The following is a 13,115-nucleotide window of genomic DNA, read 5'->3' as shown; positions in this document are numbered from 1 at the left end:
ATGCTTTATTACACTAATTTTTTAACGATGAGTGCTAACTTACCCACATGCTCACCTTGTTGTAACAGGGTATGCGCTTGTTGTGCATCGTCCAGATCAAAAGCTCGGTATAACAATGGCTTCAGTTGCCCTTTAGCAATTAAAGGCCAAACTTTGTCTTGCAGGGCAGTCATAACCTGAGCTTTGGCTTCTGGCGTCTGAGAACGTAAGGTTGCACCTGTATGGGTCAGACGTTTTGCCAGCATCGGAAAGATATTCAGATTTTGTGCTAGTCCTTTCAGCACACCAATTTGTAAAATAGTGCCATTCATGGCCGCAACTTCATAATTTTTTTGAATATAATCGCCTGCAATAATATCCAGTACAAAGTCGACACCTTTGCCATCTGTATGCTTTTTAACTTCTTCAACAAAATCTTGTTGTTTGTAGTTAATCGCAACATCCGCGCCAATCTCAATACTGGCTTGTTGATGTGCCAGACTTGAAACCGTAGTAAAAATTTGGGCCGCACCAAAAGCACGGGTCAGCATAGTTGCCGTTGTCCCAATACCAGAGGTACCCCCATGAATCAGAATAGAGCTATTTGGACGGAATTTGGCATGCTGAAATAAATGCGACCAAACCGTCATAAAGGTTTCCAACAAAATAGCACCTTCAACTAAGCTGAGGCCATCTGGAATAAACAGGACGTTGTCTTGATGCGCAACCACATATTCCGCATAGCCACCGCCTTGAACCAAAGCACAAACTTCATCACCGACTTTAAATTTAGTCACCGATTGACCGACGTGTTTTACAATTCCAGAAACTTCTAGTCCTGGAATGTCGGTGACACCAGTGGGAGGGGCGTATAAGCCCTGACGTTGCATGACATCAGGGCCATTAATCCCAGCAGCGACGACTTCAATTAAGATACCCTCATCGCTTAATTCTGGAATTGGCCGCTCACTGAGGGTGATCACTTCAGGCCCACCAGCGCCATTAAAAGTAATACATTTCATTGATTTAGTTCCTGAGTATTCATCATGTATAGGGGAGGATGAATACTGTTTGTTTTAAAACTTAGGGATTCGAATAGAACAGAATGTTTCAAATCTGTTCAAATTTAAGCCCTGCGTGCTCCGTTAAACGTTGAATGAAGCGATCATCAAACATCGTTGCAGGTGTCCAAAATCCACCGTTACGTCCAACTTTTTCACTGTCTTTGGCATGGTCAATAGCAAGACTCAGCGCTGCTTGTCCCAACATCTTTCCTGTAGAGCCATAACCAGGATCACGGTCGCCAGTCACTTTAACTTTCAGGCTTTGTCCTGCATCTGTTTTACCCATAAAACGCAGATCAAATCGGCCAGTGCGTTGCTGTTCCGGGGTTGGACCTTCACCTGGTTTTGGCAGTAAATAACGTTCCATGACTTGGCTAACAGGTTTACTCACTGCAGCGAGCATAAACGCAGCTAAACCAGAAACAACGGCTAAAGCTTTTAAGCGTCCTTTTAGCCCCTCACCAGTCAACATGGCTTCGTTATAGCTAAAGTTGTTGCCATAAGCATTGCCAGATAAGGCATTTGAGCGATGTACCACACGTTCATTGACCGCCGCCATCACAAAAGGTGCAATCCATGCATTAAAATCAGGGTCAAATTTGGCTGTTTTGATATAAATTTGTCTTTGGGTATTGCCATGATCTACAGGGCAAAGAATATAGGGATTGAGCAGATCTTTACGTAAGGCAGGATCAGCAGCGGCTTCTTGAACAACATTGATCAAGCTTGCCACTGTGCCACCCGATGCGCCACCTTTTAAGGTTTTGACTCGCATACTGACTTGGGTCGCAGCTGCATTAAACTGTTGCTGTGCTTGTTGTTGTAAATAATAGACCCCCATGTCGGACGGGACTGAGTCAAAACCACAGCAATGCACAATACGCGCACCTGATTGCTGAGCTTGCGCTTCATATTGAGTGATCATTTGTTTAATCCACTGGGTTTCTCCAGTCAGATCACAATAATCTGTCCCATTGTTTACACAGGCTTGAATTAATGGTTCACCGTATAAGGCATATGGGCCAACTGTTGTGACCACCACACGTGTTTGTGCACAAAGCGCATCGAGTTCGGTTTGATTGTTGGCATTGGCAACCAAGATCGGAATAGCTTGTCCTGCTGTGCCTAAAGCATCTTTTACGTGTTGTAGTTTTTGCTGTGAACGTCCTGCAATTGCCCAATTCAGCTGTTCTTTCTGGTCAGCAAAGTATTCTGCCAGATATCTGGTGAGGATCTGGCCAACAAAGCTGGTGGCGCCGAAGACCACAAGATCATATTTTGTTTGGTTCATGATTTATTTTCCATTGATTGTTTGATCGTTTGAATTTTTAAAGTGCTTGCGGTAAATGTAGCGCAACTTGAGCGTCATGAATCACATCTAAACGAAGAATTTTCGATGCACCAAGTTCATCCAATAACTGGCTTAAAGGTCCACCATGACGAACCAAATTCACTTTTCTTGGGAATAAGGTTTGTGCAAAAGAGAGGATATTTGATTGCACGCGTGTTTGATGCCATTTGTGGTCGACCAAATGTAGCATTGTGGCTTCACTGGTTCGTGTCTCCGACTGCACTTGCTGTAAAGTTGGCGTTGCTGCGCTGAGGCTTAAATCAATTTTTCCTTCCGTATCCATCAAATTGGCATTCACCTCAATCGGGTTGATGTCGACATTAATTTCAGTCAGCCACTTGGGCAACTGATAGCCATAAACGCCGCGTACCCGTGCTATTTCTGTATCAACAGGCAGTGCTAAAACATGAGCATAGAAATGTCGTTGCCGAATCGAGTTGATCAGTTCCAGTGCATGTGGGCCACGTGCATCGGGTTGGCGCACTACAATTGCGACTGAGACTTCGTTATATGGGTCGTTATCACAAACGGAATAAGTAAAGAAAGTGAGCGCAACCAGTCCATAACCCGGAAAAGCCTGTAGCGGTTCTAAAGGAACAGGCAGTTTTTTCTTGAGTTGTTTAAGCGGTGCGAGCATTAGAACCTGCACATTAGCGCTACGATAATAAAAATTGGGTGCCCAAACTGGGCCGACTCTGGATTCAAGCAATTTTTTCGGAATCTTACGGAAGAAATCAATATTCCCCACCGCAGGGTCTTGAGCGATTTGGTCTAAATCGGGATGCATGCGAAAGCGATCATAATAACCACCTTTCGGTACCTTGACTTTTTGCTGTCCAAATTCAACTTCAGTAAATTGCTGATGACTATTCATTTTGGCTAACCTATATTGACCCAATCCATCCAGTCTTATGCCAAGACCTGCACATTGATTGCTTGAGAATCACTATAAGATTAAAGTCAACTTTAATGTCAAGCAGCTAAATTTAATATTTGATAAGTAAAAAGCCGGTTCGTTGAAACAATGTAAAGAAAACAAGTACTGAAAACATTTAAATTTATGAAAAAAGCCATTGATCTCAATGAATAAGTCTATTGATCATCCATTTATTTTTTAATCATTAAATTACATTTTTGTTATCAGAATGGGACTAATTATGTTGACCTTAAAGCTAACTTTAACCTTAGTATAGAGTCACTATCCATGCGGATAGTTTGAAAAATATGTGATTCCATGAACATTGATTAGAACATAGATCAGAACTCGACAGTGTAAATCTTACACAGGAGAAACAAAGATGGCTTACATTACGACAAAAGATGGTGTAGATATTTTTTATAAAGATTGGGGACCTCGCGATGCACAGGTCTTATTTTTTCATCATGGTTGGCCACTCAGTTCAGATGATTGGGATGCGCAACTGTTATTCTTTTTGAATGAAGGTTTCCGTGTCGTGGCACATGATCGTCGTGGTCATGGTCGTTCAAGTCAGGTTTGGGATGGCCATGATATGGATCACTATGCAGATGATGTCGCTGCGGTGGTACAACATCTCGGTATCAAAAATGCGGTGCATATTGGTCACTCAACAGGTGGTGGTGAAGTGGCTCACTATATTGCACGACATGGTGAAGCAAATGTTTCTAAGGCCGTTTTGGTCAGTGCGGTTCCGCCAATTATGGTGAAAACAGCCAATAATCCAAATGGGTTGCCGAAAGAAGTCTTCGACGATTTGCAAAACCAATTATTTAAAAACCGTTCGCAATTTTACTATGATTTACCTGCAGGTCCTTTCTATGGATTTAACCGTCCAGATGCAAATCCATCTGAGCCAGTAATCTGGAATTGGTGGCGCCAAGGCATGATGGGCGGTGCCAAAGCACATTATGATGGGATTGTGGCTTTTTCTCAGACTGATTTTACTGAGGATTTAAAAAAGATTTCAGTGCCTGTATTGGTGATGCATGGTGATGATGATCAGGTTGTACCTTATGAAAACTCTGGGGCATTGTCTGCAAAGTTGGTACAAAATGGGACTTTAAAAACCTATAAAGGTTTCTCACATGGGATGCTCACGGTCAATGCGGATGTGATTAATCCAGATCTATTGGCATTTATCCGCCCATAAGTGTGATTGATTATATTCAAGTTTAAACTGGAAAAGAGGGGCATTTATGCCTCTCTTTTTTATTCTAAGAATGTATATATAAACGGAAATAAAACCGCTTGACATTAAAGTTTACTTTAATCTTAAAGTAAATACATCGTCAAAGAGGTGACAAAAATGAAAGTATTTGAAAAATTAGTTTTCCCAAATGGTTCACATATCCGCAATCGCATTGCAAAAGCTGCAATGGAAGAAAACATGGCGGATTTAAATCATGCGCCATCTGAAGAATTAATGCGTTTATACCAAGCTTGGGCTGACGGTGGTGCTGGTTTGATTATCACGGGTAATGTGATGGTGGACCGTCGTGCCATGACAGGGCCTGGTGGTGTGGTTCTGGAAGATGAAAAATATTTGGATATGTTCAAACGCTGGGCGCAAATTGGCCGTTCTAAGGGGGCGCAAGTGTGGTTGCAAATTAATCATCCTGGTCGTCAAATGCAAGCTAATTTAGGTCAAGAAACTTGGGCACCTTCAGCGGTTGCCTTGGATTTAGGTAAAATGTCAGATCGCTTTAATACGCCGATTGAAATGACCCAAGACATGATTGATGAAGTGATCCAACGTTTTGCCAATACTGCACGATTGGGAGAAAAAGCAGGCTTTACTGGTGTTGAAATCCATGCAGCACATGGTTATTTACTCAGTCAATTTCTTTCGCCCTTGAGCAATCAACGTCAAGATCAATGGGGCGGTTCTTTAGAAAACCGTGCGCGTATTTTGATCGAGATTGTCAAAGCAGTGCGTGCTGTAGTTTCAGACACTTTTACAGTAGCTGTGAAGCTGAATTCTGCCGACTTCCAACGTGGTGGTTTTAGTGCTGAAGATGCGCGACAAGTGGTTATGATGCTCAACCTACAGGCTGTTGATTTAGTTGAGTTATCGGGTGGTAGCTATGAAGCTCCAGCCATGCAAGGTCAGGCACGCGATGGTCGTACCTTGGCGCGTGAAGCTTATTTCTTAGAATTTGCTCAAGAGATTGGCAAAGTAGCCAGCATGCCTGTAATGGTGACTGGGGGAATCCGTCGTAAACAAGTGGCTGAACAAGTCATTGAAAGTGGTGTCGATATGGTTGGGATTGCGACAGCACTCGCGATTGACCCCAACCTCCCAAATGAGTGGAAACAAGGGCAAAATACGGCACCTGAATTGAAAGCAATTACATGGGAAAATAAAACCTTAGCATCGCTAGCCAATATGGCCACTGTGAAGTTCCAGTTGCGTAAACTCAGTTTAGGTAAAACCACCAATCCAAAGGTATCTCCAATCTGGGCATTGGCGTTACAGCAAACAGCAATGACTTGCCGTACGCACCAATATAAAAAAAGGATGCGTACATATTCATTTGCTTCATAAGAGAATAAGCTGGCAATGCTAAGGCAATAAATAGCTTGACCGAGCAAAAGCCAATTGCAGAACAATCTGTCATTGGCTTTTTTTATTGGCAAGTGATTAAAAATATTGGAAAGGAAAAAGTGATTTCTGACCATAAAAAATCCGCTTTATTTAGAAAGCGGATTTTTTCTTATACATCTATTTTGTATTCTCTTTAACTTTATCCAACGTAGGAAAAGGAACGGGCATATTGAGTGCCAATTGCGCATCTTTTACGACATCTAAACGTAAGATCTTGTTTGCACCTAAGTTATCCAGTAATTTGCTCAGTGGGCCACCACTTCGAATAAGCTGCACATTTTTAGGAAATAGCTTCTGCCCAAATGCAAGCGTATTCGATTCCACAGAGGTGCTGTGCCATTTACCATCAACTAACTGATACATAGTTTTGGTTTCAATTCGTGATTGTGGTTTTACTGTTTTAATCTTAGGCAGAGGAGCTGTCAGACTTAAATCAGGCTTGCCATCGGTATTAAAAATATGGGCTTGTAGGTCGTGGTTACCAATTTTCATATCTATTGGTGTTAACCATTTGGGTAATTGATAACCATAAACCCCACGAACACGGGCAATTTCAGTATTTACGGGTAAAGCAAGTACATGTCCATAATATTGGTGCTTATGCATGGAACTCAGTAATTCAGTGCTATTAAAGTGATGTGCACCGGGCTGACGAACCACAATGGCAACAGAAACCTCATCATAGGGATCGACATCACCCACGGCATAAGAGAAGAAAGTCAATGAAACTAAGCCATACCCAGGGAGCGGCTGTAAAGGTTCAAGTGGAGCGGGGAGTTTAGCTTTTAATTTTGCAATAGGCGCTAACATCAATACTTGAACATTACTGGTTCGATAATAGAAATTCGGTGACCAGACTTGACCTACTCGGGTATCAACCAGCTTTTTAGGAATACTACGGAAGTAATCAATATTGCCTGCTGCAGGGTCTTTGGCTACTTCATCTAAGTCTGGATTCATACGGAAGCGATCATAATAGCCGCCTTTCGGCACATTGACTTTATAGGGACCAAACTCAACGACAGTCGTTTGCTTTGTATTTGGAGCAGTAAGATCGTTTGTGGTGGTATTGATTGGGGCCTCAGTTGCATAGCTTGCTGTACCGAGTAAGAAGCTGATGGATATCGTAATGATGCTACGAGTTAAAGCAAAATTGTTGAACATGATCATGTTCCTCCTATTAACCTAAAACAAATGCTAAGATTAAAGCTCACTTTAAGGTCAAGTGTTTTAAAGGAAGAAAATCAATCAACAGAGGAAGTTGAGTAGATCAGATATTCAATCGAGGGCAATAAAGAGGGTTTTGGATCAATTTAATATGATAAAAAAGCCAGCTCTTTTGAACTGGCTTTTCATTAAAGTTTTTAATTCAAGGTTTTTAACCGTTCGACAACCGCGACTGCAATTTCTTTACTGGATTGTGGATTTTGTCCAGTGATAATCCGATCATCAGCGATTACAAAAGAAGTAAATGGAAGAAAAGCTCGTTTGTATGTTGCTCCTCGTTGTACCAATCCATCTTGCAACGAGAAAGGAACTTGGGACTTAATCCCTGATAAGGTCTCTTCAATATTGGCAAAGCCTGTAACATTACGACCTGCAATAAGTGCTTTACCCGTTGGGGTTTGAAGCGGCAATAACCCACCTACACCATGACATACTGCAGATACAACACCGCCTTGCTGATAAATCTTTTCGCTGATCTGCTTTAGGCTTTGGTTGTTGGGAAAATCCCACATGGTGCCATGACCACCTGTGTAATAAACCGCTTTATAGCGGGAGGCATCAATGGCATTGGGAGCTAGTGTATTGCTTAAGCGCTGCATAAATTGAGGATCAGCCAGATGTTTTTTTGCGGATTGATCCATATAAATGGACTTGAGGCTACGCTCATCTAAGGGGACTGCACCACCTTGTGGGCTGACAAAATCCATTTCATAACCAGCAGTTTGTGCAACATCGTAAAAATGGGTGAGTTCGGTCAGCCATAATCCAGTGTGATCTGAGCGGGTAGGATAAGCAGAATGGTTGGTCATGACCACTAAGATCTTGCCTTTGATTTCAGATTGCTGCTTCGCAATGTCAGTGGCATAAACGGTATTACTTGCTAATATCAGCATCAAAATGTTGATCAACCAATTATTAAAATTCCACGCTTTAAACATGACAGGCTCCTCATTGATTACCTGAGATAAATGCTATGTTTAAAGTTGGGTTTAAGGTCAAGCGCTTTTATTGATGTTTGATCAATGGCTTTTTTGGATACCGTGCTTAGGTTTTATCTTTAGCATAGTAAAGATTAAGTAAGCGCTGCGCATTTTCCTCACAGGTAATTTCATCAGGCTTATTATTAATGGCCATAATCATCAACTGTAGATTTTGTTTACTGATTGCTAGTTTTTGTTCAAGTTCTTCAATATCTTTGATTTTACTCTCGAGCAGGCCAATTAAAATATCATGGTTCCATGTTGTGACATTGGAAGGAAGAAAAGATTTAATTTCTGTCAAAGAAAAGCCAACTTGTTGTGCCTGCTGGATCAGGAATAACTGTTTCAGATCATTTTCGCTATATTCACGATAACCATTGGATTTTCGTTTTGCCTTTGGAAGCAGCTTGATTTGTTCATAATAACGAATTGTTGGCGTGCTTAAACCACTTTGTTTTGATAATTCGCTGATATTCATCTGACTGTTTTCCTCTTGACATTCAAGCAAACTTTAAGCTTATAGTGGTGTAAAAGCAAGCCTGACAATAAAGTTAAAAACTGAGGTGAAAGATGTCAAAACGTATCCTACATGTTGTAACCAATGTCCCTGAGTATGAAGGCATTAATCGACCGACTGGACTGTGGTTGGGGGAACTTACCCATGCCTATGATGAGTTTGAAAAGCATAATTATATTCAAGATATTGTTAGTCCAAACGGCGGCTTATCGCCAATAGAACCTAAATCATTAGAGCGTTTCGTTGCTGATGCCTCTGTATTAAAACGCAAAAATGATCCCGCATTTATGCAACTGCTTGAAACGACCAAAAAACCTTCAGAGGTTAATTGGCAAGATTATGATGCAATCTATTATACAGGTGGTCATGGTGTGATGTGGGACTTCCTTGATAATGCTGAATTGCAAGACATCACTAAAAATATCTATGAAAAAGGCGGTATTGTTGCCAGTGTCTGTCATGGGTATTGTGGATTGCTTAATGTTCGACTTTCTACGGGACAGTATTTAATTGCTGGGAAAAAGCTAACAGGTTTTGCCTGGTGTGAAGAAGTATTGGCAGGTGTGGCGAAAAAAGTCCCTTATAATGCCGAAGAACTTGCTAAACAACGTGGTGCGCTCTATGAAAGAAAATTCATTCCGTTTGTACCGAATGTAGTACGCGATGCCAACTTGATTACAGGACAAAATCCATTTTCAGCACGTCTGACTGCTTTTGCAATGATTGATGCTTTAGAAGCGAAATAATTGGCTGCTCTACAGATGAATAAAGTGATTTGAACGTCACTTTATTCATAGTCTTCTAGTATCAAACGTGCCGTATTTGCTTAGATAATGATTTTATTGATATTCAATCGGTTGTGCTAGACGCTGTTGTTGAATCAGTCTCAATTTCAATTCTACTGCAAGAGCATCTGCTTGATCTAATGCATATGCTAGCGAGTTTTGATGACGAATATCTGCAAATTCTTGATATTCGGATGCAATTTCATCGATATGCTCAACCCCTAAATATTTACTTAAGGTTCGCAAATGTGGGACGAGATGACTTTGATTAGCACGAATCCCATCGGCGTCAAAACCAAATTCACCACTTGAGGTAATGATGACCAGACGTTTACCTGATAGTAAGGGTTGGAGTGGAAAATCTCCACGGGCAAGATCAAAATCAAAAGTTTTATGGATACGGATGATTTGATCAAACCATGCTTTTAATTGTGCAGGCATACCATAGTTATACATCGGTGATGAAATCACAATAAGATCGGCTGCTGAAACTTCGGCAATCAGTTGGTCAGATAAAGCTAAGATTTCCTTTTGCTCAGCTGTTCTTTTTTCTTCAGGCGTAAATACAGCACCAATCCAGTCTTGATTAATAAAAGCTGGTGGATTCATGCCTACATCACGATAAATATAATCATCTATCGTATATTGCTTTTGTAATGCATTGATAAAGTGTTTCGCGATATTTTTTGAAATAGAGTTATGATGTGGATTCGGGTTGAAAGCAGCTCGAACACTGGCATCAATATGTAATAGGGTCGTCATAACAGGCACTCTAGATATAAAAAAGATAAACTTATCTTAAGTAGCCGTTGCAGACTGGACAAACGAGTAAACTACAGCTATGAATGAGTTTAATTCATCTATAAAGCTAGTTTATGGGGCTTATACAAATGCAGGTTTCCCTACAAGCCTTGAAGGCATTTGAAGCTGCCGCTCGTTTAGGTAGTTTTAAGTTGGCTGCGGAAGAGTTATCACTCACACCGACGGCGATTTCACATCACATTGGTAATCTGGAAAACCGTTTAAATGTGGATTTGTTTTATCGACAGGTTCGAAAAATTAGTTTAACCGAGACTGGAGAGAAATTAGCGAGTGCCATATCAAATGGGTTTCGTACCATTGAAGATGCTTTGGAAGAGGTGAGCACTGCCAGTCGAGTGATTAAAATCACCACCACGTCTTCACTGGCCGCAATGGTTTTAATTCCCGCCATGCATGATTTTTCACAAATGCACCCAGAAATCTCAGTGGAAATTTCAACAGGTGAAAGTTTGGAAAATCATTTATATGCACTGCCAATTCGCTATGGGGCTGTGGCATCTGTTTGCTCTACAGATATTATTAAATATGAGTCATTTAATGTATTTGCAGCCGCAGGGCTATTTAAAGAGAATTGGCCTGAACAGTCTACTACGCTGTTTAACACCGAATGGAAAAATAAGAATTTGCCAAAACCGCCATTGCAAACATGGCTTGAGAAAAATACTTTTGAGGGAAAAAGCATAACTGTGCAGCACTTTGACCAAGAAATTTTTGGTATTCAAGAAGCACTGATGGCCAATGGATTAGTATTTTGCTCAAACACATTGGTCAGTCGATTAATACAGGCAAAATTGATGCAATCACTAGCAACTGAAAGTGTGCAATCCGAATTATGTTATTACATTCCAGACAAAGAACAATTAAAGCGTAGAAATAGGCATATGAATGAACTGATTTTTTGGGTAGAAGCATTGTTGAATCAATGATTTATTTCTTGTTTCTGTATTCTAAGAGCGGTGGAATATTCAACTTGTGCTTATAAAAATAACAGTCAATACAAGTTTGTCAGATTCTTGCTTGATTTTACAAATGATAATTATTATCATTTAAGCACACCTTGTTTTGAGTCAGATGATCGTGAACAAAACCCCTATGCTTGTAGATCAGTTATACAGAAACCATAGAGGCTGGCTTCATCAATGGCTGAGACAAAAATTAGGTAATACCGATCAAGCTGCGGACTTGGTACAAGATACCTTTATAAAATTGTTGCAAACACGTGATGAACTTTTTGGGATTAAAGAACCACGTGCCTATCTCACTTCGATTGCCAAAAACTTACTCATCGATCAGGTACGTCGTAAGAAAATTGAACAAGCCTATTTGGATGGTTTAAGCCAAATGGAGTATATGCTGGATGGTGTGGCTTCACCAGAAGAGCAAATGCAGATTATTCAAGCGCTCGACCAAATGTGTAAAGCCTTAGAAGATGTCTCTGCAAAAGCGCAACAAGCGTTTATATTACATTATCTAGAAGGTTACACGCATAAAGAAACAGCTGAGCAGTTGGGTGTTTCGACCAAAATGATTCAAAAATATCTAGCCAGTTGTTTAATTCGTTGTTATCAGGCTCGTTTAGAAATGGATGTCAGTATTTAAATGGCAATGGATAAGCAGGAGCATCAGCAACTGGTTGAGGAAGCTGCATTATGGATTGTACAGCTCAGTTCAGATGATGAGCCGACCCGAAAAAATGCGCAATTAAAGTTTAATCAATGGAAACAGAACAGCCAACAACATCAAAAAATTGCAGCTGATATTGAGCAGTGTCTTTGTTCGATTCAAAACGTATCCCAAAGCACGCAGCATAAAAAAGTGGTCAAGTCAGCACTTAAAGCAGGTCTGGGTTCAGCGAAAACCTATAAGCATCTGAGGGTGGGGAGTGCTTTTGCGATTGCTTTGGTTGCAGTCAGTGGCAGCATTTTTTATTTTTCAGATTACTCTATTGCTTATGTAACAGCAGACATTCAGGGCAATTCAGCACAATGGACTACACAAACCTTGCAAGATGGTTCCCGTTTAATCTTGCGTGGCAAAAGTGCAGTCAATATCGATTTCCAAGCCAATCAACGCGTTGTGGAATTGGTGCAGGGACAAATTTATGTAGATGTCGCTAAAGACCCACATAGACCGTTTTTAGTTAAAACCAAACATGGGCAGATTCAGGCACTTGGGACTGCTTTTAGTGTGAACTATGCGCCTACTGTAACCGAGTTAAAAATGTTGCATTCTCGGGTCCGGGTGCAAGCAGCAAATGTGTATTCCAAACAACAAGTGATTGTGAGTGCAGGACAGGCGGTGAGTATGAATCAGGATGGAGTGCAGCCTATTTCAGCACTCAATATTTATAATGAACAGCAAAAGTGGAATAAACATCAGTTGATGGTAGAGGATTTACCACTCGATCAGGTGTTAAAAGAATTAGACCAAAATTATAAAGGTAAAATCCTATTTAATGCTGAAGCTTTAAGTCATATCCAAGTGAATGCCGTTTTGCCCTTGGATCAGACACAGGATGCACTCAAATTATTGGCAACCGTTTTTCCAAATTTAAAGGTTTATCAAATTACACCTTATCTCATTGTTATCTCATCAAAAAAATAATTAATAAATAACAGGTGTGGGTGTCTTGAATATCTACATTCAAAAAAATTAATTTTTTTTTAGCATTTAGGTTCCACTTTTTTTAAAGCTGTTCGTCATAGTAAGTAGAAGCAATAAATTTGGGATCATTTTATTTTAATAGGTTTAATGATTCTTATTTACATTTACTAGGGCGGGAAAAATGAAGAAAGTCGGAGAGGGT

At 40.6% G+C, this 13,115-nt stretch carries 13 protein-coding genes; 6 read left to right on the top strand and 7 right to left on the bottom strand.

From position 1 onward, the window contains the following. Positions 1 to 8: 8 nt before the first annotated feature. From NG55_RS00450 to NG55_RS00440, 3 genes are all read right to left on the bottom strand, one after another. Positions 9 to 1,001 carry an NAD(P)H-quinone oxidoreductase gene (locus tag NG55_RS00450; protein ID WP_065341968.1) on the bottom strand — a complete coding sequence of 331 codons (993 nt, stop codon included), beginning with the start codon at positions 999 to 1,001 and terminating at the stop codon, positions 9 to 11. A gap of 88 nt (positions 1,002 to 1,089) precedes the next feature. Continuing rightward, the gene (locus NG55_RS00445; protein ID WP_065341967.1) at positions 1,090 to 2,334 is read right to left on the bottom strand and encodes a saccharopine dehydrogenase family protein; all 1,245 of its coding nucleotides are present in this window, start codon (positions 2,332 to 2,334) and stop codon (positions 1,090 to 1,092) included. Positions 2,335 to 2,371: 37 nt separating this feature from the next. Beyond that, positions 2,372 to 3,268 (bottom strand): acetoacetate decarboxylase, encoded by an 897-nt coding sequence (locus NG55_RS00440; RefSeq protein ID WP_065341966.1) that lies wholly within the window; start codon positions 3,266 to 3,268, stop codon positions 2,372 to 2,374. A gap of 424 nt (positions 3,269 to 3,692) precedes the next feature. On the opposite strand from NG55_RS00440, the gene NG55_RS00435 reads away from it, so the two are divergent. Then, complete coding sequence (locus NG55_RS00435) at positions 3,693 to 4,523, top strand: alpha/beta fold hydrolase (protein ID WP_065341965.1); 831 nt, start codon at positions 3,693 to 3,695, stop codon at positions 4,521 to 4,523. Between the two features lie 156 nt (positions 4,524 to 4,679). Next, a complete protein-coding gene (locus NG55_RS00430; RefSeq protein ID WP_065341964.1) occupies positions 4,680 to 5,918 on the top strand; it encodes an NADH:flavin oxidoreductase/NADH oxidase family protein in 1,239 nt (412 codons plus the stop codon). 177 nt (positions 5,919 to 6,095) lie between these two features. On the opposite strand, the gene NG55_RS00425 is transcribed toward NG55_RS00430, so the two are convergent. The 3 genes from NG55_RS00425 to NG55_RS00415 form a co-directional block, all read right to left on the bottom strand. Beyond that, positions 6,096 to 7,142 (bottom strand): acetoacetate decarboxylase family protein, encoded by a 1,047-nt coding sequence (locus NG55_RS00425; protein ID WP_065341963.1) that lies wholly within the window; start codon positions 7,140 to 7,142, stop codon positions 6,096 to 6,098. Between the two features lie 200 nt (positions 7,143 to 7,342). Continuing rightward, on the bottom strand, positions 7,343 to 8,143 hold the full coding sequence (locus NG55_RS00420) for a type 1 glutamine amidotransferase domain-containing protein (RefSeq protein WP_065341962.1): 801 nt from the start codon (positions 8,141 to 8,143) through the stop codon (positions 7,343 to 7,345). 106 nt (positions 8,144 to 8,249) lie between these two features. Continuing rightward, a complete protein-coding gene (locus NG55_RS00415) occupies positions 8,250 to 8,663 on the bottom strand; it encodes a MerR family transcriptional regulator (protein WP_016540092.1) in 414 nt (137 codons plus the stop codon). 92 nt (positions 8,664 to 8,755) lie between these two features. On the opposite strand from NG55_RS00415, the gene NG55_RS00410 reads away from it, so the two are divergent. Further along, positions 8,756 to 9,448 carry a type 1 glutamine amidotransferase domain-containing protein gene (locus tag NG55_RS00410; protein WP_065341961.1) on the top strand — a complete coding sequence of 231 codons (693 nt, stop codon included), beginning with the start codon at positions 8,756 to 8,758 and terminating at the stop codon, positions 9,446 to 9,448. Positions 9,449 to 9,541: 93 nt separating this feature from the next. Here the strand turns inward: NG55_RS00410 and NG55_RS00405 are convergent, their stop codons facing one another. Next, the gene (locus NG55_RS00405; protein ID WP_065341960.1) at positions 9,542 to 10,249 is read right to left on the bottom strand and encodes an FMN-dependent NADH-azoreductase; all 708 of its coding nucleotides are present in this window, start codon (positions 10,247 to 10,249) and stop codon (positions 9,542 to 9,544) included. A 128-nt stretch (positions 10,250 to 10,377) separates the two neighbouring features. Here NG55_RS00405 and NG55_RS00400 point away from each other — a divergent pair, with 128 nt between their 5' ends. The 3 genes from NG55_RS00400 (at position 10,378) to NG55_RS00390 (ending at position 12,913) form a co-directional block, all read left to right on the top strand. Beyond that, entirely contained in the window at positions 10,378 to 11,235 is an 858-nt protein-coding gene (locus tag NG55_RS00400) for a LysR family transcriptional regulator (RefSeq protein ID WP_065341959.1), read from the top strand. Positions 11,236 to 11,386: 151 nt separating this feature from the next. Then, positions 11,387 to 11,908, top strand: coding sequence for a sigma-70 family RNA polymerase sigma factor (locus NG55_RS00395; protein WP_171068267.1), 522 nt, complete (start codon positions 11,387 to 11,389; stop codon positions 11,906 to 11,908). Next, complete coding sequence (locus NG55_RS00390; protein WP_065341958.1) at positions 11,909 to 12,913, top strand: FecR family protein; 1,005 nt, start codon at positions 11,909 to 11,911, stop codon at positions 12,911 to 12,913. It begins immediately after the preceding gene. The last annotated feature ends 202 nt before the right edge of the window (positions 12,914 to 13,115 follow it).

Origin of the sequence: Acinetobacter gyllenbergii, from assembly GCF_001682515.1 — a bacterium.
GTDB classification, from domain to species: domain Bacteria; phylum Pseudomonadota; class Gammaproteobacteria; order Pseudomonadales; family Moraxellaceae; genus Acinetobacter; species Acinetobacter gyllenbergii.
Note: the sequence above shows the minus strand (reverse complement) of the source record. Positions and strands in the feature narration are given on the sequence as shown.